A 20,058-nucleotide genomic window follows, 5' to 3' on the forward strand; every position below is an offset into this window, starting at 1 on the left:
TTTCCTGATTTGGCCCTCTGGAAGCTATCACCGGCTGGTCCGGCCAGTCATGTCCAGCGAAAAAAGGGGACATGGGGCGTCATTGTGACTGGCACGCCAAAGGCCCGCCCACCGTGCTTCCCCCAAGGAAACACGCTGGACGGGCCTTCTGAGCGGGGGCTACAGGACATGCCCCGGAAGGGTTGTGCCGCATGCGGTGCCGCGGCAGGACAGGCTAGACGCCGGCCGTAACCTTCCCGGTGCCGTTTGAGTCCGTGATGTCCTGTGTCTCGAACGGGAGTTCGTCCACGTTGATCAGCGGGTTCTCGTCCTGGGTGGCAACAAGTTCGCGGGCCTCAGCCTGGGTATCCACGCTGGGCATGGAGCCGGGCAGCGGACGCCGGGCCGATTCCTTCAGGAAGTAGATGGCCACGGCACCAATCAGCGAGGTTGCCATCAGGTAGTACGCAGGCATCATGTCGTTGCCCGTGGCGCCGATGAGGGCCGCGACGATGAACGGCGTGGTGCCGCCGAAGATCGCCACCGAGAAGTTGTAGGCGATGCCCATGGCGCCATACCGGCTGGAGGTGGGGAACTGGGCCGGGAGGGCCGAGGCCAGGTTGGCAACGTAGAACGTCACGGGGAAGGCAATCAGCGCCAGGCCGGTCAGGGTGGACCAGATCTCGCCGATGCCGATCAGCAGGAAGGCCGGAATGGCCAGGACCACTGTGCTGACTGCACCGATCCACAGGACGGGCCTGCGGCCGATCCGGTCCGACAGCTTTCCGGTCAGCGGAATGCAGAGGCTCATGACTACCAGCACGGGGATGGTCAGCAGGGTGCCGTGCACCGGATCGTAGCCCTTGGACTCCGTGAGGTAGGTGGGCATGTAGGACGTCAGGGCGTAACCGGCCGTGTTGGCGGCAGCCACGAGGACCATGGCAACGATGATGGAGCGCCAGTAGGCCTTGACGATTCCTACCGGTCCCTTGACAACGGCCCCGTCGCCGGCAGCGGCGTGCTTGGCGAGATCCTCCTGGGCGTCCATGGTTGCCTGGAACTGCGGTGATTCCTCGATCTTGCTCCGGAAGTAGACGGCGATCAGGCCCAGGGGACCGGCAATCAGGAAGGGAATCCGCCAGCCCCATTCCTCCATGGCTGCCTGGCCGAGCGTCAGCTGCAGGACGGAGACCAGGGCGGCGCCGATGGCGAAGCCCATGTAGCTGCCCAGGTCCAGGAAGCTCGCGAAGTAGCCGCGGCGTTTGTCCGGGGAGTATTCGCTGACGAACGTTGTGGCACCGGCGTACTCGCCGCCGGTGGAGAAGCCCTGGATGATCTTCAGGAGCACCAGGAGTCCGGCGGCCCACAGTCCGATCTGCGCATATCCGGGCAGGAGGCCGATGGCGAACGTGCTCGCTGCCATCAGCATCAGCGTGGCGGCGAGGACCTTTTGGCGGCCCATCTTGTCGCCCAGCCAGCCGAAGATCACTCCGCCCAGGGGGCGGGCGATGAAGGTGGCCGCGAAGGTACCCAGGAGGAACAGGGTCTGGGTGGTGGGGTCTGATTCCGGCAGAAAGACAGGACCCATGGTGGTGATGAGGTAGCCGAACACGCCCACGTCGTACCACTCCATGGTGTTGCCCACGATGGTTCCGCCGAGGGCCTTCTTCAGCATGGGCTGGTCAACCACGTTGACGTCCGACTCCTTGAGCCGGCGCCGGGCGAGGATTTTTGGTTTCCGCGGGTTCGTGGAAGCCACCGGCGACGGCGTTCCGGGCGGTGCAGTTGGGTTGGTTCCGGAGGCGGGATTAAGGCCTGCGGAAGAGTCGGTCATGCTTCGGTCTGTGGGCATTTGGGTAACTCCTGTGGAGGTCATTTGCTTGCGACTTGTAGCTGCCCCGCTCTGGGCAGGCCTTCAATTTTACGCGAATGCCGTGGCGGAGCGCCGCCTGATGCCGTAGGATCAACCCTTTTTGGGGCCTCATGGACAACTTCCGCGGCGTTTCCCTGCCCCCGCGGATCCCTTGCCAGCACTGGGAAGAACGGCCGGTGGCGCCGTTACTGCCGGACTATTTAAGTGGTATACGCCACACTGCCGCTATTTCCGCCGCCACGGAGCCCCAAAGTGACGCGTGCCACGGCCTTTCCCGCCGTTCCGCGGCACTGGCTGCGCGCCGCCGTCGGCCCTTTCCGGCCCCGGCAAGAAGGGGGGGGGTTCACAGGCGCGCTGCGCCTCCCTAATGTTGTGCCATGGGAACACTCTTTTTCACTTAGGCGGACGCCTGCGGCCCGCGCCGGGCCCGCCCTCCTTCAGTCGCAAAAGGCCCAAAGCGGCCGCCCCTGGCACCACTTCATTTCACCGCGGAAAGGAAGAACAAAATGGCTGACGAAAACATGGAAAAGCAGATCAACCCGGAGGTGGCGAGCCACCTTGCCGAGGCGATGAACACCCCCGACATGCCCGGCGCGGAAGCACCGCTTGCCCCGATGGCGGGAACCGGGCAGCGCACCTGGCCGGACGGATACGGAAAGCGGCGGCACCCGAAGGAGCGGGGTGCGGGCCATGGTCGTATGGGGCAGGGAGCGGCGGTGACGGCCATCCACCGCACCAGCCGGCCGCAAATGCCCCACTCATCCTGAAGAAACGCAACGGACGCGCTAAAATTCTGACGACTTACAAGTTATGTGGCGGCACCGGTATAACGGTGTCGCCACATTTCTGCTTCATCGCAAACGACTTGGCGCGTCGCATAGGGACTGGAGCACCCCAGAAGAACTTGCGCGCCGCAAAGCGGCTCAGCCTTCGCGCACTACCTCCGACGGTTCCTTGTCCAGCCGCCAGCCCCGCCACACGGGGTGCCGGAGCCGCCCTGTCCCGGTCCACTCGCTGTACGTCACTTCGCCAACCAGTTCGGGGGCGATCCAGTGCGCATCGGCGGCGTCCTCCCGGGGGACGTCCTGGAACGGCGATGTTTTCCTGGCCAGGCGTTCAACGGTCTGGCGGAGCTCGGTCAGTTCCCTGGAACTGAACCCGCTGCCCACCCGTCCGGCGTACTGCAGTTTCCTGCCGTCCGGTATGCCCACCAGCAGCGAGCCCACGGTGTCCTGCCGGCCGCCCTTGCCGGGGCGCCAGCCGCCCACCACCACCTCCTGCGTCTGCTCCACTTTCAGCTTGGTCCAGGTGCGGGTCCGCTGCCCGCTCACGTACCGGCTGTCCGTTCGTTTGGCCATTACCCCTTCCAGGCCCAGTTCCCGTGCGCTCTCCAGGATGTGTTCCACGCGCTCCTCCAATACGGGGGAGAGCCCGGCCGGGCAGCCTGAAGAAGTGAAGAATTCCTCCAGCCGCTGCCGGCGCTTGGCGAGCGGCAGCTTCCGGAGGTCCGTTCCGCCGTCGTTAAGCAGGTCGAAGAGCATCAGCTGGACCGGGATGGCAGTCCGGGCCCGTGCCACGTCTGCCGGGCGGGTGAGCTTCATCCGTCCCTGGAGCAGGCCGAAGTCGGGCCTGCCGGACGGCCCGACGGCGATAATCTCACCGTCCGCCACGAACGGCTGTTCCGGCCAGCACTGCCTTTCGGCCAGCTCCGGGTAGGTCCGGGTGACGTCGTTCCCGTTGCGGCTGAAGATCCGAACCGCCTTTTCATCGGCCACCAGGACGGCCCGCACCCCGTCCCACTTGAGTTCGAACTGCCAATTGCTGCCCTGCAAGTCGGCCACGTCACCGGAAGTGGCCATCATCGGCCTGTAATCCTCGGGTCCAGGCGCGGAGGTGCCGGCTGCCGCCTTGGCGGACGTCCCGCCGTCGTCCTTTGCCTGCCGCTCGTCCTTTGGCAGCCCGGCATCCGCAGGCCCGGCAGCCTTATCTGCGTCGCCTTCCTCCGGCGGCTCCTCCTGCTCCCCAGGCCCGGACGCGTGCCTCCGCCGTCCGCTGTGGCGCTCCGGGTCCATCAGGTGGATGAGCCACTGCCCCTCGGAATCCTTTCCCTGGCCGCGGCCGGTGTGGATGAGCGCGAACTTCCTGGTCCCGCCCAAGCCGCCTCCTTCCGAGCCGGTGAGGGTGGCGATGACTTCCCTGCCGTTGATCCACTTGTGCAGCTCGTAGGTTCCGTGGTCCCAGATGGTGACCTCCCCCGCGCCGTACTCGCCCTTGGGGATGGTTCCTTCGAAGCCGGCGTAATCCAGCGGGTGGTCCTCGGTCTGGACCGCCAGATGGTTTTTGCCGCTAGACTCCGGGACGCCTTTGGGCAGCGCCCAGGACACCAGCACGCCCTCATGCTCCAGCCGGAAGTCATAGTGCAGGCGGCTGGCGTGGTGCTCCTGGATCACAAAGGTGTCCCCGCTGCCGGGCACACCCGTGAACGGCTCGGGGGTCTTGGCGGGATCGCGCATGGATCGGTACTTGCCCAGGCGGGGGTCGCCGTCGGCATGGACGACGGCGGCGAACGGGTCCGTGCCGTCCTGCACCCGCCGCATCACCTCCTTGTAGTCCAGGTGCTTGAGGCCCGGGGAACCAATCTCCTCCCAGGTCCGGGGTGCGGCCACCATGGGCGTGGGGCGGCCGCGGAGGGAATAGGGCACGATGGTGGTTTTGGCCGCGTTGTTCTGGCTCCAGTCCACCAGCACCTTGCCCTTGCGCAGGGTTTTTTTCATGTCGCTGACGGCAAGGTCGGGGTGGTCCGCCTCGAGGGCCCGCGCGAGCTCACGGGCGAAGGCGGAGATCTGCTCCGAGGTCTGGGACCTGTCCAGGGCGGCGTACAGGTGGATGCCCTTGCTGCCGCTCGTTACCGGGACCGGCTCCATCCCCACGTCCTGCAGGATGGAGCGGGCCAGGAGCGCCACCTCCACGCAGGCCTCCAGGCCTGCGCCTTCCCCGGGATCCAGGTCCAGGACGAGCCTGTCAGGGTTCAGCTGGCTGCCGTGGGAATCCACCTGCCACTGGGGCACGTGGATTTCCAGCGAGTTGATCTGGCCGAACCAGGTGAGCGTGGCGGGGTCGTTGACCATCGGATAGTGGATGGTGCGGTCCTTGTGGGTGATGGCGGCCCGGGGGAGCCACCCCGGGGCCGAGTCCTCCAGGTTTTTCTGGAAGAACACCTCGCCGGGTTTCTCTGCGGTCCCCACGCCGTTCACCCACCGCTTCCGGGTGGCCGGCCTGTTGTACGCCGCGGGGATCAGGACGTGGGCCACGGCGGCGTAGTAGGCCAGCACGTCCGCCTTGGTGGTGCCGGCCTCCGGATAGATGACCTTGTCCAGGTTGGTGAGGGTCAGTTCCCGCCCGGCGACCCGGACACGTTCCTTAGCTGCGGGCATGGGGCTTCACCTGCGGCGTTGCGTGATGTTCACTTGATGAATGAGAGCCATTTGGAAGGGTGCCATCGCGTTCGGGCTGGTCAACGTGCCTGTGAAGGTCTACAGCGCCACTGAGGATCATGACATCAGTCTGCACCAGGTCCACAACGCCGACGGCGGCAGGATCCGCTACCAGCGCCGCTGCGAGGTCTGCAGCCAGGTCATCGACTACTCGGACATCGAGAAGGCCTTCGAGGAGGACGGCCGGACGGTGGTCCTGTCCAAAGACGAGCTCAAGGCGATTCCGGCCGAGAACAGCCACGAGATTGAAGTGGTGCAGTTCGTTCCGTCGGAGCAGCTGGAACCCATGATGTTCGAGAAGAGCTACTACCTGGAGCCGGACTCCAAGTCGCCCAAGGCCTACGTGCTGCTGCGCAGGGCGCTGGAGGACACGGACAGGGTGGCCATCGTCCAGTTCGCCCTGCGGGAGAAGACGAGGCTCGGCGCTTTGCGGATCAAGGACGATGTCCTGGTGCTCCAGTCCCTGCTCTGGCCGGACGAGGTGCGCGAGGCGAACTTCCCGTCGTTGGAGGCGGATGTCCGGATCAGCGCGCAGGAACGCGACATGTCCGCCGCCCTGGTGGAGTCCATGGCGGCGGATTTCGATCCCGCCTCGTTCACTGACGAGTACCAGGTGCAGCTCCGCCAGCTCATCGAGGCCAAGCTGGAGCAGGGCGAATCCCTGGACACGGAGGAAACCTTCGGGGTGGAGGCCGGCGAGGGCGGCAAGGGCGAAGTCATCGACCTGATGGAGGCCCTGAAGCGCAGCCTCGACCGGAAACGCGGCGACGGGTCTGCCGCAGGAACCTCGGAAGAAGACGCCGGCGGGGACTCCGGCGACGCTGCCGGGGATGGCGGGGACGAAGCGAAGCCGGCGCGCAAGCGGTCCGCGTCCGCCAAACCCGCCGCGGCCAAGTCCGATGGGAAGCCTGCTGCCCGCAGCACCAGTTCCGCGAAATCGGATGATGACAAGGCAGGCACCGCGACGTCCTCCGGTGCCAAGGGCACGGCAAGCAAGTCCGGTGCGTCCAAACCCGCGGCGACAAAGTCCACGGCCGCTAAATCCGGTACGGCCAGGTCCACCGCTAAGTCCGCCGAAAAACCTGCCGCGAAAACCGCCGCGGGAAAGGCAACAGGAACGCGGGCGCGCAAGCCTGCGTGATGGTCCGCGGATTCCGGAGCCTGCTCCCTTGCTCAATGCCATGCCTAAGAAACTACTAAGGCTGCTTGCGTTGCGGTAGCGGCGGCCCCTTTGCGGCGGGTCCTTTACAGCGGCGTCCGGGGCGTCCACAATGAGTCGCATCACAGCCTCCGCTGTGGCCCACAGCGTGCTGTCACTCACTCTGACCTGCCACCTGAGAGGGGCGCGGAAATGAACGATCAGACGGACGCAGCCACGGCGGACCGGGAGCTCAAACAGAAGCACCGGGCCATGTGGGCCTCCGGCGACTACCCGGCCCTCGCAGACGAGATGCTCCTGGAGTTGGGCGCCATCCTGGTGGAAGCCTGCGGCATCACGTCGCGCAACAGCGTGCTGGATGTCGCCGCCGGATCAGGCAATGCGGCCATTCCGGCGGCGATGATGGGCGCAAAGGTGGTGGCCAGTGATCTCACCCCTGAGCTTTTCGAGGCCGGCCGGCGTGAGGCAGCCAACCGGGGTGTCAGCCTGGACTGGAAGGAGGCCGACGCGGAAGCCCTGCCCTTCGCTGACGCCGAGTTCGACGTCGTGATGTCCTGCCTTGGCGTCATGTTCGCTCCCCATCATCAGCAGGCGGCTGACGAACTCTTGAGGGTGTGCAAGCCGGGCGGCACCGTCGGACTCCTCCACTGGACTCCGGACGGGTTCATCGGCAAGATGTTCGCCACCATGAAGCCTTTCGCACCCCCGCCTCCGCCCGGCGCCCAGCCGGCGCCGCAGTGGGGGAGCGAGGACCACGTCCGCGAACTGCTGGGGGACGGGATCACGGACACCGCGTCCCGCAAGCAGACACTGGCTGTGCGGAGCTTCCACCAGCCCGGCGATTTTGTCCGCTACTTCAAATCCCACTACGGCCCCACCATCTCCGTCTACAAATACATTGGGGAGGACGCGGACAAGGTCAAAGCCCTGGACCAGGCACTGACTGAACTGGCTGATTCGTTCGGCGATGCCCATGGCGACTCTCCCTTCCAGATGGAGTGGGAGTACCTGCTGTTCACAGCCAAGAAGGCCAAATAGGCAAGGAAGGGCTTAAAAGCCAGCGGCCGCCGTCGGGCATTTTCCCGGGAAGGGAAGGCCCGACGGCGGCCGCTGAAGCGGGTGCGCTACTCGGCGTCGTGATCCGTTTCCAGGATCTGGACCAGGTGGTTCAGCGCATCGTCCGCGCCGTCGCCCTCTGCGCGGAGCACCACAACGTCGCCGTGTGAGGCTCCCAGGCTCATGAGGGAAAGGATGCTGGCAGCATCCATGGCCTCGTCGGCCGGCTCGCCTTCACGTGCGATGGTGATGTCCAGGTCGTACTCTCCTGCTGCCTCGGCAAAGATGGCGGCGGGGCGGGCGTGCAGGCCTACTCGGCTGGCGACGGTTGCGGTGCGTTCTGGCATTGTTGCTCCTTTTGTCTTTCGGCTTGCTGTAGGTCCAGTGCCGGATAGCTGTGGTGGTTAGGGTCAGACCGTTGCGGGAACGGGTTCCACGGTATCAGCGGTCTTGGGGGCTGCCCAGCGCTTCAGTGCCACCACGGCCAGGGCTGTGACGATGGTACCGGCAATGATCGAGAGTACGAACATCAGCACGTTGCCGATGGCGAAGAACACGAAGATGCCGCCGTGGGGTGCCTGCGATGTGACGCCGAAGGCCATGGTCAGCGCGCCGGTGAGGGCACCGCCCAGCATGCTCGCGGGGATAACGCGCAGCGGATCGGCGGCAGCGAACGGGATGGCTCCTTCGGAAATAAAGGATGCACCCAACAGCCAGGCGGCCTTGCCGTTTTCACGCTCGGCCAAGCTGAAGAGCTTCTTGTCCAGGACCGTGGCCAGGGCCATAGCCAGGGGAGGAACCATGCCGGCGGCCATGACGGTTGCCATGATCTGCCACGGCGCCTGGTTGTCTGCGCTGCCGGCGCTCAGGCCGGCGACGGCGAAGGCGTAGGCCACCTTGTTGACCGGGCCGCCGAGGTCAAAGCACATCATCAGGCCGAGGATAATGCCCAGGACGACGGCGGAGGCGCCGGTCATTCCGGACAGCCAGCCGTTGAGGGCCAGCGTCAGGCCTGCGATGGGACCGCCGAGGACCAGGAACATCAGGCCGGAGGCGAAAATGGAGGCGAGCAGCGGGATGATGACAACCGGCATCAGGCCGCGCAGCCACCTGGGGACGGTCCAGGTTCCGATCAGGTGTGCCATGTAACCGGCCAGCAGGCCGCCCACGATGCCGCCCAGGAAGCCTGCGCCCATGAACCCGGAGACCGCGCCGGCGACGAAGCCCGGTGCAATGCCTGGCCGGTCAGCAATGGCGTAGGCGATGTAGCCAGCCAGCGCCGGAACCAGGAAGCCCATGGACAGGGCGCCGATCTTGAACAGCACAGCACCGAGGTAGATGGCGAGGCCACCTTCGGGAAGGTTCCCGAAGTTGTTCTCCACCACCACGGTGTCCGCTACGTCGGTGATGTCGTAGCCGCCCAGCAGGAAGCCCAGGGCGATCAGCAGGCCGCCGCCCGCGACGAACGGGATCATATAGCTCACGCCGGTCAGCAGGGCCCGCTTGAGCTTCTGGCCGATGTGCTCGCCCTTTTCCTCGGCGTCGTGCTCTGCCTGTTCCTCGGCACCGAAGTGCGGAACCCGGCGGGCGTTGGGGTTGTCCGCAGCAGCCAGGGCTTCCTGGACCATCTTGGCGGGCTCGTCGATGCCGCGCTTGACGGGTGCGTTGATCACCGGTTTGCCGGCGAAGCGCTCCTTGCCGCGTACGTCCACGTCCACCGCGAAGATGACGGCGTCAGCAGCAGCGATCACGGCGGGGTCCAGCGGCTTGGCGCCGGAGGAGCCCTGGGTTTCCACCTGGAGGTCCACGCCCATTTCCTGGGCAGCGGCGACGAGCGAGTCGGCAGCCATGTAGGTGTGGGCGATGCCGGTGGGGCAGGCAGTTACGGCCACCAGGCGCTTGGGCCCGGCTGCGGGGGCGGCCCCGGCGGCAGAAGAACCGGCGGCAGCAGGTGTAGCAGCTGTCGGGGCAGCAGCGGACGCAGCATCCGCGGGGGCGGCGGCTGCGTGGGAGGCCGGCTTGTCAGCCAGTGCACCGTCCACCAGTTCCACGATCTCCTCGCGCGAGGAGGCGTTGCGCAGGGCTGCGGTGAAGTCCTTCTTGATGAGGGACCGGGCGAGCTTGGAGAGCAGCTTCAGGTGCGCCTGGTCTGCTCCGTCCGGTGCCGCGATGAAGAAGATCAGGTCCGCGGGGCCGTCCTTTGCCCCGAAGTCCACCTTGGGGTTCAGGCGGGCCATGGCCAGGGTGGGTTCGGTGACGGCGGCCGAGCGGCAGTGCGGGATGGCAATGCCGCCGGGGATGCCGGTGGCGGTCTTCTGCTCGCGGGCGAAGGCGTCGGCGAAGAGGCCTTCGACTTCTGATGCGCGTCCGGTGGCTGCAACCTTGCTTGCCAGGTGCCGGATCACCGCTTCGGGGGAGTTGCCCAGGTTCTGGTCGAGCTCGACCAGTTCCGTGGTGATGAGCTGGGTCACTGTCAATCCTTTCGAAGGGCCGTGATGGTTACGGCATCCGGGGTGGTTTGGTGTACTGCCGGAACGGTGGAACCGGGCAGGGAGGCGGCTGCGGCACCGTGGGCCACAGCCTGTCGAAGGCAGTCGGCCGGGGCGGCGCCCTGGCCGTGGGCGAGCAGGTAGCCGGCAAGCGCGGAGTCGCCCGCGCCTACCGTGCTGACCGCGGCGACCGGCGGATGCGTGGCCAGCCACGCGCCGTCGGCCGTTACCAGGACAGCTCCCTTGGAACCGAGAGTTGCCAGCACAGCACCCACACCGGAACGCACGACGGCGGCGGCGGCTGCCGCGGCAGCCACCGGATCCGCTTCCAATTCGTCAGCGGTGGCCGTGGCAAAGCCGGCTGCAGCAGCCAGTTCCGCCAGTTCTTCGGCGTTGGGTTTGAGGAGGTCCGGTTTCCCGGAACCAGTGGGGGTCCCGTCAACGCCGGCACCGTCGCCGGACATTGCCGCGGCGAGCGGCGCTCCGGAGGAGTCCACGGCGATGCGCGGGGCGCTGCCGTTTCCGGCCGCGCGGATCCGCCGGGCCGCCGTGGCGTAGAAGTCTGCCGGGAACCCCGGCGGGAGGGAACCGGCCAGGACCACCCAGCTGGCGCCGCGCGAGCTTTCCAGCAGCAGCTTGATGAGGGCCTCCTGCTGGTCCTCGTCCAGCCTGGGGCCGGGTTCGTTGATCTTGGTGGTCACGCCGCCGGGCTCGGTGAGGGCAACGTTGGTGCGCAGCGGCTCATCGATGGGGAGCGATACGAACGGCACCCCGATTTCCCGCAGGCCCGCGAGGACGGGGTCGCTGTCGGCGCCGGGAAGCACCGCCACGGATTCCAGGCCGGAGGCGACGAGCGCGCGCGAAACGTTGACTCCCTTGCCCCCCGATTCCTGGCTGACGGAGACGGCACGCTGCACTTCGCCACGTTCCAGGGGACCGGGAAGTGCGACCGTGCGGTCCAGGCTTGGGTTGGCGGTGAACGTGACGATCATGCGATCACCACGTCAACGCCGGCTTCTTCCAGGGCGGCCGCGAGTTCCGGGCCTGGTTGGCTGTCTGTAATCAAGGTGTCCAGATCTTTCAGGGAGGCGAACTGGACCAGGGTTTCCGTGTCCAGCTTGGAGGAATCGGCCAGCACCACAATGCGGCGGGCCGAACGGACGAAGGCTGCCTTGACGGCGGCTTCTTCAGGATCGGGTGTGCTCAGGCCAAAAGTTGCGTGGATCCCGTTGGTGCCGATGAAGGCAATGTCGGGACGGAGCCTGCCGGCAGCCTCCACGGTTGCCTGCCCTACGGCCACCTGGGTGATGCCGCGTACCCGGCCGCCCAGGACGTCAAGGGCAATCCCGGGAACGCTGGACAGCTTGCCGGCGATGGGAACGGCGTGGGTGATGGCAACCAGTTCCGCCCGCGGTTCGGTTGCGTCGGAAGGTTCGACGGCGGCGCGGCGGGAGAGCATGTCGGCCAGGACTTCGGTGGTGGTTCCGCCGTCGATCAGGACGCTCCCCGCAGAGTTCCGCGGAATGAGGGCCAGGGCAGCCTCGGCGATGCGGATCTTCTGGTCAGGCCGCTGGATGGCCCGCTCGTTGACGCTTTCCTCCGTGGTGCTGAAGCGGTCAGCGGCCACGGCGCCGCCGTGGACGCGGCGGACTGTGCCCGCGGTTTCGAGGGTGGCAAGGTCGCGGCGGACGGTTTCGGTGGTGATGCGGAAGCGCTCGGCCAGGAGGGTCACGCTGACCCGGCCGCTGCCGGCAACAAGCTCGGCAATCTTTTGCTGGCGCTCCTCGGCGAACACGTACCCTCCGTTGCGTAAGTTCAGTTGGTGCGGTGGTCCTGCGGTGCCCACGCGATGCCATGCGCAAGCCTGGAATCAGTGGGGTGACTGGCATCACATGATGTTGAGATACTTGACTTTATCTTTGCTTGTGTTGGTTTGTCAATGGAAACCCACACGAAACAAAGTGCATGCGGAGTGTGCCCCTCATCCGCTTGGAGTTTTTGGGCAGATAAGGGGACTTCCCGGCCCCGGAACCCTGCATATCTGGACAAAAACTCACTGGTGGGAAGCGAAAAGCCGGGCCGGACCGCAATGGTCCGGCCCGGCTCGTCGGGTTCATTCCTTGTCCAGCCAGGCAATCCGGCCGGGACTTCCTTGTGCCTAGAGTCCGCCGTCGCGGCTTTCGTTCCGGGTGATGCGTTCGCCCGTGTTGGGATCCACCACGGAGCGGGTCTCGCTGACGCGGCGGCTGCGGCCGGGTGAAGCGAGGATGAGGGAGGCGATGAGGCCGATGACGCCGACGGCCATCAGGATGTAGCCGATAAGGACCTGGTCCACGGCCGGGATGAGGCCCGGAGCCACCGCCCACGCGAGGATGGCGCCGAGTGCGATGAGGAAAATGGAGGATCCGATTCTCATGAGTTGCTCCTTGATTGGGGGCCGGGCCTGGTCATAACCCGTTGACGGTTGCTAAGCATGCTGTCCGTTAAGCGTCACGCTACCCCGCCGGGTTGCCGGGTTCAATGCTCCCGGGCGGTGCGTAACCCATTCGTTGCGCTGTGGCCACTGTGAAAGGTGGGACGGTGCCTGCCGGGTTTCAGTCCGCGTTGCCGCCGTCGGACAGCCAACCGGTCCCGGCACGGCGTCAGGCTCCGGCCCGGCCTGCCTCGATAGGCTGATCCGATGGAAACAGTTGTTTGGTCCAAGCCTGAAGACCAGCGGGCGGGTACGCCGCTGCTTGTCATGATGCACGGCTACGGTACGGACGAGTCCCGCATGGTCCGCCTCTTCGAATACCTGCCGGCGGAATTTACCTGCGCGGCACTGCGGGCCCCCATGGACATTGGAGACCACTACGGCTGGTTCCTGCTGGATTACTTCCTGGCCAACGACTTCGCCGACGTCATCAAGGCAGCCAACGCCGTCCAAACCTGGATCAACAGCGTTAAGGGCCAGCACAGCAGCGTAAGCCTGCTCGGATATTCCCAGGGAATGGCGATGGCCAGCACCTTGCTGCGCCTCCACCCCAAGGACTACGAAGCGGTGGTGGGGCTGTCCGGCTTCGTGCTGCAAAACGAGCTGCTTTCCCTCACTGAATCCTTTGATGCCCGGCCGCCCTTTTTCTGGGGGCGGGACAAGGCTGACCTGGTCATCAATGAAGACGCCATCGCGTACACCCAGGAATGGCTGCAGGAGAACACCCTCCTCACCGCCAGGACGTACCCGGGCATGGGCCACGCCATGTCAAAGACGGAAATGGTGGACGTGAGTTCGTTCCTGCGCCACTACGTGCTGCGGCCGGAGGGGTCCACCGACAACCGGCGGTGAGGCCGCACGGGCCTTGCGAAGTGCGTCACGTTGTCCCACAAAGAAAAAACAGTTGCAGGCTAAATTTGTAAGCGCTTACACTCGTTGTCGGCCGTGATAGCGGCACTGGACTGGGTGAACAGGAGATCGGCGCGGTGCGGAGGATGTACTGCAGCGGGCTGCGGCCCGATGATCCGTACCAGGCCTGCACCCCTGGCGGTTCCGCCTGGCTTGTCTCCGGGCGCCGGCATGCCCATGATGGTAGAAGTGCATGGGCCGGCAGGGTCAAGGCCGCCACGTTCCCGCCGTGAGCGAAGACCTGCCGCATTTCCTGCGCATCCGGGCATCGTCGCCACCACCTACGCTGCATCCTTCCGTCCGCTGCATCTTTCCGTACAAGGCTGCCCGCCGTCCTGAAAGGACACCCACCACCCATGAGCGATAACACGGCAACAGGCCATCCAACCGGCGGTCTCTCCGCCTGGGCCGGCGCGTCGGCAATCCTCTTTGACCTGGACGGCGTGCTGACCCCCACAGCCACAGTCCACGAGCGGGCCTGGCAGGAACTGTTCGAGGGCTTCCTGGCGTCGCAGCCACAGGTGGCCGGTTACAGCGAAAGCGACTACTTCGATCACATTGACGGCAAGCCACGCTTCGACGGCGTGCGGGACTTCCTGGCTTCACGCGGGATTGTGCTTCCTGAGGGTCCCACTGACGATGACCCCGCCAACAGCACCGTGCAGGGCCTGGGGAACCGGAAGAACCGGATCTTCAACGACATCGTGAGCACCGGCGTGGAGCCCTTCGAAGGTTCTGTCCGCTTCCTCGAAGCCGTACTGCAGCGCGGCCTGAAGGTCGCCGTCGTCTCTTCCTCACGCAACGCACCCGCCGTCCTGGAGGCGGCCGGGCTCAGCGAGCGCTTCCCCGTGGTGGTGGACGGCGTGGTGGCCGCAGGCGAAGGCCTGCCCGGCAAGCCGAGCCCGGCCACCTATGAGTATGCAGCGCATCTGCTTGGCCTGCCGAGCGAGGAATGCGTGGTGGTGGAGGACGCAGTCTCCGGTGTCCAGGCCGGGGAGGCCGGATCCTTCCACTCCGTCATCGGCGTGGACCGTGGAGCAGGGCGTCAGACCCTTCTCGACGCCGGCGCAACCCTGGTGGTCAATGACCTCAAGGAACTGCTTCCCTAAAGAACGTCAGCCGTCCCCCGGGCGGCGCCCGCTGCTTTCCCCGGCAGCTCCCGTCAGTACCCTTCCCCAAATATCCCCCGGGCCGGCAGCAAACCAGCTGCCCGGCCACACGTCAAAGGACCCAACACCATGGCCCTGATCTCCGCGGACCGCGAAAGATTCCCCAACACCCCCTGGCAGCTCGTGGAAACACGCCACGAACAGGGCAACGAGGGGACGCTGGAAACCCTCTTTGCCCTGGGAAACGGGCACCTGGGCATCCGGGGCGCCCACTGGGCCGCAGCCGATTCCGACCTTCCAGGCAGCTTCATCAACGGGCTGCACGAAATCTGGGACATCAAACATGCGGAAAACGCCTTCGGGTTCGCCCGCACCGGCCAGCGCATCCTCTACATCCCGGATGCCAACAACTTCACCGTGGTCCTTGACGGGGAGTCCCTGAGCCTGGCTGAGTCAGAGGTGCTGGATTACCGGCGCTCCGTCGACTTCTCCACGGGCATCTACGAATGCCGGGTCACGTGGCAATGCCGCTCCGGCGCCGTGGTGACCACCACCGAGCGGCGCGCCGTGGGTTTCGCGTCCCGGGGAAGCCTGGGCATCTCCCTTGAGGTGGCCACGGACCGCGAGGTGTCCGTGGACGTCACCTCCTCATTGATCAACCGGCAGGACCAGCCGGTGGAGGACCACTCCGTCCACGATCCCCGCCGTGCAGGCCGGCACGCAGGCCGCGTCCTGCTGCCCCTGCGCCTTGACGGCGGCGACGGGTCGCTCCGGCTGGCCTGGGAGGCCGCGGAATCCAAGCAGCGCGTGGGCGTCGCCGTGGACCACTGGACCTCCGCGGGCCATCAGCCGTTCGAGACCCTCGTGGACCAGGACGACAGCAGCGTCCGCTATGTCCTGGCGGTTGGCCCCGGGGAGCCGTTCCGCCTGGAAAAGAGCGTCAGCTACGCCGCCGGCCGGGCCATCCAGGACCCGTCAGTGGACCCGGCCGCTGCCGCCGAGGAAGGCCTGCGGCCGGTAGCGGACATCTTTGCCGAGAGCGAGGCGCACTACCGGAACTACTGGGCCACCTCGGACATCGTGGTGACCAGCCAGTCCGAGCTGCAGCAGGCCATCCGGTGGAACCTGTTCCAGCTTGCCCAGGCGACGGCGCGCGCGGACGTTGCCGGCATTCCCGCGAAGGGCGTGACAGGTTCCGGCTACGAGGGCCACTATTTCTGGGACCAGGAGGTCTACCTCCTGCCCTACCTGACCTACACCAACCCCGACGGCGCGCGGCGGGTCCTTGAGTTCCGCCACGGCATGCTTCCCGAGGCCAAGGTCCGGGCCAAGGAGCTGAGCGTGGACGGTGCACTGTTCCCGTGGCGCACCATCAACGGGCTCGAGGCGAGTGCGTACTACGCCGCCGGCACGGCACAGTTCCACATTGCGGCCGCCATCGCCTTTGCCACCAACCGGTACGTGTGGGCCACGAAGGACGCCGAGTTCCGGGACGGGATGGGCGCCGAACTGCTGATTGAAACGGCGCGCATGTGGATCTCGCTGGGCTTCTTCGGCAAGGATGGGCTTTTCCATATCCACGGCGTCACGGGCCCTGACGAGTACACCGCCGTGGTCAATGACAACCTCTACACCAACGTGATGGCCCGCTTTAACCTCCGGGCTGCCGCTGCCCTGGAGCATGCGGGCGTCACCGACGAGGAGCGGCAGCTGTGGGAAGCGGCTGCGAGCCGCATGCAGCTGCCCTTCGATGAGCGGATGCAGGTGCATTCCCAGGACAACGACTTCATGCACCTCGAACCCTGGGACTGGAACACGCCCCGGTCCAAATACCCTTTGCTGCTGCACTTCCACCCGCTGGTGATCTACCGCCACCAGGTCCTCAAGCAGGCGGACACCGTCCTGGCGATGTTCCTGCAGTGGCAGGACTTCACGGCGGAGGAGAAGCACCGGGCCTTCGACTTCTACGATCCGCTGACAACGGGCGATTCCACGCTGTCCGCCTGCGTCCAGGGCATCATGGCGGCCGAGGTGGGGTACTCCCGGGAGGCACTGGAGCACTTCACCAACGCCGTGTTCATCGACCTTGACGACACCCACGGCAACACCATCGACGGCGTGCACATTGCCTCCACCGGCGGGGTCTGGAGCTCCCTGGTCTGCGGTTTCGCCGGGCTAAGGGACCAGGGTCCGGTTCCCTACTTCGACCCCCGCCTCCCCGCGGAATGGGAGGGATTGGACTTCCATCTGAAGATCCAGGGCCGCCTGCTGCGGGTGGAGCTCGGGAACGGCTCCATCACGCTGGCAGTCTCTGAAGGGGAACCCTTGGCGGTTGATGTCCGCGGCCGGGAGTTCATCATCGGCGCCGATCCCGTGAAGGTGGCGCTGGATCCCGTGCCGCAGCCGGAGCCCACGGTGTTCCCCAGCGGACATCCGACGGCGAGCATTCCGGTGGTGCGTGCCAACAGCTAAGTGCGGGGCGGCGGCGGGAGCCTAGTCTCCCGCCGTCGTCGTGCGTTGCAGCCTGGGTTCCTGGTCCAGGGGGTGGGCCAGTTCATCGGCGGGCATCCGCGCAGCAGCCATGGCGATGACCGCCATCACCGGGCAGACGCCGCCGGCCACCAGGAAGATCAGCCAGATGGGCAGCACCTCCGCCGCGGGCCCGGCCAGGGCCATGGACACCGGCATCAGGGCCAGCGAGACGAAGAAATCCAGGCTGGAGACCCGGCCCAAGAGGTGCGGTGGTACCCGCCGCTGGAGCAGGGTGCCCCAGATGACCATGCCCACGCTGCCGGTGGCGCCGAAGATGAACAGTGCCGCGGCGATTGCCCAGAAGCTGTCCATGGCGCCGATGGCGGCCAGCGGCAGGCTGCCCGCACCCCAGGACACCATCATCACCGTAAGGTAGCGGCGCGGCAGCCGGAAGGACGCCGTCAACAGCGAGCCAAGAGCGGCGCCGACCCCCATCACGGCCAGCAGGAAGCCGAACATGCGGGAATCGCCGTCCAGCTGGTCCCGGACCACGAACGGCAGCAGCACCTCGATGGGCCCGATCAGGAACAGTACCGAGATGCACGCCCACAACAGGGTCCACAGCAGCCATGGGGTGCCGAGGGTGTAGATCACTCCCTCGCGAAGGTCGTGGAAGAAGGATTGCCTCGGCACCTCAACGCCGTCCGCTCCAGCGGCCGGGGCGGCCAGTGCGTGCTGGCCCAGGAAGTTCAGGACGATGAACGCCAGGAGGTGGCACGCCGCCACCGCCGTGACCGCGTGCGACGGCGAGAGGGCAGCCACCACCATGCCCGCCACGGCCGGACCGGCCGCCTGCTGGAGGACGGGGCGCATGGACCCTTCCATTCCGTTTGCTGCAAGCAGGTCCTGGGCGGGAAGGATGCGCGGCAGGATTGCGGAGTAGGCAGGAAAGAAGAACGCCGCGCCGACGCCAAGGACAAAGGACCCCGCTGCGATGTGCCACAGCTGCAGCAGGCCTGTCATGGCCAATCCGCTGACGGCCGCTATCACCGCGAGGTTGGCCCCCTCCACGGCGATGATCAGCCGGCGCTGGGGGATCCTGTCCGCGGCGATGCCGCCGGCCAGGACGAACGCCACCAGGCCCACGCTGCCGGCGGCGGCCACCAGGGACAGTTCCAGCGGACCGCCGCCCAAATGGATCACCTGGTAGACCATGGCCACGGCCCACATGCCGGAACCGAAAATTGAGATGGCAAGCGCTGCGATCAGGACCCTGTACTCGCGGTGGGCAAAGGGCCGCAGGGCCTTGGGGGTGGGCATAGGCTAAGTCTAGGCTTTGGGCTCACTCCGGAGGAGCCCGGGCACCGGCCCCGGATGGACGCGGGCAGGTACGCGGCCCCTCCCGCGGTGGCCTAATGTTAAGCAACCTTAGTATTAGGAATTCCGGTACAGGCGTACCGCCGAGACAAGCAGAGGTGACCATGGCCAGGCGCAGCAATCCCGCAGTACGGATAGCACAGGAAACCGCCCACAACGCGGTGTTCGACGCAGACGGGAAGCCCAAACCCGGGGTCCACAACATGCTCCTGAAAGCGGTGGAGATCCAGCGCCCGCTGGTGGTGGCCTACATCCGCCGGCTGCAGAAGAAACACCCCCGGGCCACGGCAGCCCAGCTGGCCGACATCCTGGAACGCGACTACCTCCGCGCGGTCACCGGCGGCGGTGCGCTGGTAGGTGCTACCGCCGTCGTGCCCGGCGTGGGCACCGTGGCATCCCTCGGACTGTCTGCCGCCGCGACGGTCGGGTTCCTGGAAGCAACAGCCCTCTACTCCACCTCGCTGGCGGAGCTGCACGGGATCCGGCTCACCAACCCGGAGAAGGCCAGCACCATGGTCATGGCCATCATGCTGGGCGAGGAAGGGACAGCCCTCATCGGGACGCTCAGCGGCCAGGCTGCCGGGAGGGAAATGAACGCCAACAACGCCTGGGGCAACGTCCTGTCCAAGTCGATGGTGCCGGGCTTCGGCAGCATCCGGAGCAGGATCCAGAAGGCCTTCCTCAAGAACCTCCTCAAGCGGCAAGGATCCGCCCTGTTCGGCCGGGCACTGCCGTTCGGGATCGGGGCCGTGGTGGGCGGAGCCGGTAACCTCGTGATGGGCCGTGCGGTGGTGGCCAACGCCAAGGAGGCGTTTGGACCCATGCCGGACACCATCCCCGGAGAGCTCACGGCTGCCGCGGCGGCCCAGGACACCCCGACGCTGGAAGGCAACACTCTTGGATCTCAACGCTGACCTTGGCGAATCATTCGGCTCCTGGCGGATGGGGGACGACCCCGCGATGTTCCGGCTGGTCACCAGCGCCAATGTGGCATGCGGCTTCCACGCCGGGGACCCCGTCACCATGCTGGACAGCTGCCGCGCCGCCTATGAACTCGATGTGACCGTCGGCGCCCATGTGGGGTACCGGGACCTGGCCGGCTTCGGCCGCCGCTCGCTGGACATGAGCTTCGACGAGCTCTTCGGCGACGTGCTGTACCAGTTGGGGGCGCTCGACGGCGTTGCCCACGCCGTGGGTGCCTCCGTGGACTACGTGAAGCCGCACGGCGCCCTGTACAACCGGCTGGTCCACGATGCCGAACAGGCTTCGGCCGTGGTGGCGGCAGTAAACGCCTACGATCCCGGCCTGCCCATCCTGGGGCTGCCGGACTCCGAGCTCCTGAAGCAGGCCAGGGACGCCGGGCACCCGGTGTTCGTCGAGGCCTTCGTGGACCGCGCCTACCGGGCGGACGGCACGCTGCTTCCGCGCTCGGAGGAGGGCGCCGTGCTGCACGACGTCGACGCGATTGTTGAGCGGGCCGTGCGGCTGGCTGCCAAGGGCGAGGTGGTGGCTGTGGACGGAACAGTGGTGCAGGTCGGGCCCGATTCCCTCTGCATCCACGGCGACACCCCGGGTGCCGTGGAGATGGCTGCTGCCGTCCGGGCAGGGCTGGAAGCCGCCGGCATTGACCTGGAGTCCTTCGCGTAGCAGTTTCCTGCCGGCCGGTGG

At 66.5% G+C, this 20,058-nt stretch carries 16 protein-coding genes; 8 read left to right on the forward strand and 8 right to left on the reverse strand.

Annotated features, from left to right (window positions below):
• Window positions 1-214: 214 nt before the first annotated feature.
• The gene (locus ACIQF4_RS12890) at window positions 215-1,831 is read right to left on the reverse strand and encodes an MFS transporter (protein ID WP_400515906.1); all 1,617 of its coding nucleotides are present in this window, start codon (window positions 1,829-1,831) and stop codon (window positions 215-217) included.
• 527 nt (window positions 1,832-2,358) lie between these two features.
• On the opposite strand from ACIQF4_RS12890, the gene ACIQF4_RS12895 reads away from it, so the two are divergent.
• Entirely contained in the window at window positions 2,359-2,619 is a 261-nt protein-coding gene (locus tag ACIQF4_RS12895; protein ID WP_400515907.1) for a hypothetical protein, read from the forward strand.
• A gap of 156 nt (window positions 2,620-2,775) precedes the next feature.
• On the opposite strand, the gene ACIQF4_RS12900 is transcribed toward ACIQF4_RS12895, so the two are convergent.
• Window positions 2,776-5,286 (reverse strand): ATP-dependent DNA ligase, encoded by a 2,511-nt coding sequence (locus ACIQF4_RS12900; RefSeq protein ID WP_400515908.1) that lies wholly within the window; start codon window positions 5,284-5,286, stop codon window positions 2,776-2,778.
• A gap of 40 nt (window positions 5,287-5,326) precedes the next feature.
• Between ACIQF4_RS12900 and ACIQF4_RS12905 the strand changes: the two genes are divergently transcribed.
• Complete coding sequence (locus tag ACIQF4_RS12905) at window positions 5,327-6,487, forward strand: Ku protein (protein ID WP_400515909.1); 1,161 nt, start codon at window positions 5,327-5,329, stop codon at window positions 6,485-6,487.
• A gap of 210 nt (window positions 6,488-6,697) precedes the next feature.
• The gene (locus ACIQF4_RS12910; RefSeq protein ID WP_400515910.1) at window positions 6,698-7,543 is read left to right on the forward strand and encodes a class I SAM-dependent methyltransferase; all 846 of its coding nucleotides are present in this window, start codon (window positions 6,698-6,700) and stop codon (window positions 7,541-7,543) included.
• Between the two features lie 86 nt (window positions 7,544-7,629).
• Here ACIQF4_RS12910 and ACIQF4_RS12915 read toward each other — a convergent pair whose 3' ends face one another.
• From ACIQF4_RS12915 to ACIQF4_RS12935, 5 genes are all read right to left on the reverse strand, one after another.
• On the reverse strand, window positions 7,630-7,908 hold the full coding sequence (locus ACIQF4_RS12915; RefSeq protein WP_104185572.1) for an HPr family phosphocarrier protein: 279 nt from the start codon (window positions 7,906-7,908) through the stop codon (window positions 7,630-7,632).
• Between the two features lie 63 nt (window positions 7,909-7,971).
• Window positions 7,972-10,032, reverse strand: coding sequence for a fructose-specific PTS transporter subunit EIIC (locus tag ACIQF4_RS12920; protein ID WP_400515911.1), 2,061 nt, complete (start codon window positions 10,030-10,032; stop codon window positions 7,972-7,974).
• A 2-nt stretch (window positions 10,033-10,034) separates the two neighbouring features.
• Window positions 10,035-11,042 carry a 1-phosphofructokinase family hexose kinase gene (locus ACIQF4_RS12925; RefSeq protein WP_400515912.1) on the reverse strand — a complete coding sequence of 336 codons (1,008 nt, stop codon included), beginning with the start codon at window positions 11,040-11,042 and terminating at the stop codon, window positions 10,035-10,037.
• On the reverse strand, window positions 11,039-11,845 hold the full coding sequence (locus ACIQF4_RS12930) for a DeoR/GlpR family DNA-binding transcription regulator (protein WP_400515913.1): 807 nt from the start codon (window positions 11,843-11,845) through the stop codon (window positions 11,039-11,041). The genes ACIQF4_RS12925 and ACIQF4_RS12930 overlap by 4 nt, the downstream gene beginning before the upstream one ends.
• 363 nt (window positions 11,846-12,208) lie before the next feature.
• Window positions 12,209-12,466 carry a DUF6458 family protein gene (locus ACIQF4_RS12935; protein ID WP_104185568.1) on the reverse strand — a complete coding sequence of 86 codons (258 nt, stop codon included), beginning with the start codon at window positions 12,464-12,466 and terminating at the stop codon, window positions 12,209-12,211.
• Window positions 12,467-12,730: 264 nt separating this feature from the next.
• Here ACIQF4_RS12935 and ACIQF4_RS12940 point away from each other — a divergent pair, with 264 nt between their 5' ends.
• The 3 genes from ACIQF4_RS12940 to ACIQF4_RS12950 all read left to right on the forward strand — a co-directional run bounded on the left by ACIQF4_RS12940 (window position 12,731) and on the right by ACIQF4_RS12950 (window position 17,013).
• Window positions 12,731-13,375 (forward strand): alpha/beta hydrolase, encoded by a 645-nt coding sequence (locus ACIQF4_RS12940; protein ID WP_400515914.1) that lies wholly within the window; start codon window positions 12,731-12,733, stop codon window positions 13,373-13,375.
• A 413-nt stretch (window positions 13,376-13,788) separates the two neighbouring features.
• Window positions 13,789-14,541: an HAD family hydrolase gene (locus ACIQF4_RS12945; protein WP_400515915.1), complete on the forward strand. Its 753-nt coding sequence runs from the start codon at window positions 13,789-13,791 to the stop codon at window positions 14,539-14,541.
• A gap of 129 nt (window positions 14,542-14,670) precedes the next feature.
• Window positions 14,671-17,013, forward strand: coding sequence for a glycoside hydrolase family 65 protein (locus ACIQF4_RS12950; RefSeq protein ID WP_400515916.1), 2,343 nt, complete (start codon window positions 14,671-14,673; stop codon window positions 17,011-17,013).
• A 21-nt stretch (window positions 17,014-17,034) separates the two neighbouring features.
• On the opposite strand, the gene ACIQF4_RS12955 is transcribed toward ACIQF4_RS12950, so the two are convergent.
• Complete coding sequence (locus ACIQF4_RS12955; RefSeq protein ID WP_400515917.1) at window positions 17,035-18,333, reverse strand: MFS transporter; 1,299 nt, start codon at window positions 18,331-18,333, stop codon at window positions 17,035-17,037.
• Window positions 18,334-18,494: 161 nt separating this feature from the next.
• On the opposite strand from ACIQF4_RS12955, the gene ACIQF4_RS12960 reads away from it, so the two are divergent.
• Together ACIQF4_RS12960 and ACIQF4_RS12965 are read left to right on the forward strand one after the other, a co-directional pair.
• On the forward strand, window positions 18,495-19,304 hold the full coding sequence (locus ACIQF4_RS12960) for a hypothetical protein (RefSeq protein WP_350001043.1): 810 nt from the start codon (window positions 18,495-18,497) through the stop codon (window positions 19,302-19,304).
• Complete coding sequence (locus ACIQF4_RS12965) at window positions 19,288-20,037, forward strand: 5-oxoprolinase subunit PxpA (protein ID WP_350001042.1); 750 nt, start codon at window positions 19,288-19,290, stop codon at window positions 20,035-20,037. The genes ACIQF4_RS12960 and ACIQF4_RS12965 overlap by 17 nt, the downstream gene beginning before the upstream one ends.
• The last annotated feature ends 21 nt before the right edge of the window (window positions 20,038-20,058 follow it).

This window comes from Pseudarthrobacter sp. NPDC092202 (assembly GCF_044755505.1).
In the GTDB taxonomy this organism is placed as follows: Bacteria; Actinomycetota; Actinomycetes; order Actinomycetales; family Micrococcaceae; genus Arthrobacter.

Excerpts from the sequence above, each read along its gene's own strand:
- ACIQF4_RS12890 (WP_400515906.1), bottom strand. The coding sequence starts at position 1,831 with ATGCCCACAGACCGAAGCATGACCGACTCTTCCGCAGGCCTTAATCCC.
- ACIQF4_RS12895 (WP_400515907.1), top strand. The coding sequence starts at position 2,359 with ATGGCTGACGAAAACATGGAAAAGCAGATCAACCCGGAGGTGGCGAGC.
- ACIQF4_RS12900 (WP_400515908.1), bottom strand. The coding sequence starts at position 5,286 with ATGCCCGCAGCTAAGGAACGTGTCCGGGTCGCCGGGCGGGAACTGACC.
- ACIQF4_RS12905 (WP_400515909.1), top strand. The coding sequence starts at position 5,327 with ATGAGAGCCATTTGGAAGGGTGCCATCGCGTTCGGGCTGGTCAACGTG.
- ACIQF4_RS12910 (WP_400515910.1), top strand. The coding sequence starts at position 6,698 with ATGAACGATCAGACGGACGCAGCCACGGCGGACCGGGAGCTCAAACAG.
- ACIQF4_RS12915 (WP_104185572.1), bottom strand. The coding sequence starts at position 7,908 with ATGCCAGAACGCACCGCAACCGTCGCCAGCCGAGTAGGCCTGCACGCC.
- ACIQF4_RS12925 (WP_400515912.1), bottom strand. The coding sequence starts at position 11,042 with ATGATCGTCACGTTCACCGCCAACCCAAGCCTGGACCGCACGGTCGCA.
- ACIQF4_RS12935 (WP_104185568.1), bottom strand. The coding sequence starts at position 12,466 with ATGAGAATCGGATCCTCCATTTTCCTCATCGCACTCGGCGCCATCCTC.
- ACIQF4_RS12940 (WP_400515914.1), top strand. The coding sequence starts at position 12,731 with ATGGAAACAGTTGTTTGGTCCAAGCCTGAAGACCAGCGGGCGGGTACG.
- ACIQF4_RS12945 (WP_400515915.1), top strand. The coding sequence starts at position 13,789 with ATGAGCGATAACACGGCAACAGGCCATCCAACCGGCGGTCTCTCCGCC.
- ACIQF4_RS12950 (WP_400515916.1), top strand. The coding sequence starts at position 14,671 with ATGGCCCTGATCTCCGCGGACCGCGAAAGATTCCCCAACACCCCCTGG.
- ACIQF4_RS12955 (WP_400515917.1), bottom strand. The coding sequence starts at position 18,333 with ATGCCCACCCCCAAGGCCCTGCGGCCCTTTGCCCACCGCGAGTACAGG.
- ACIQF4_RS12960 (WP_350001043.1), top strand. The coding sequence starts at position 18,495 with ATGGCCAGGCGCAGCAATCCCGCAGTACGGATAGCACAGGAAACCGCC.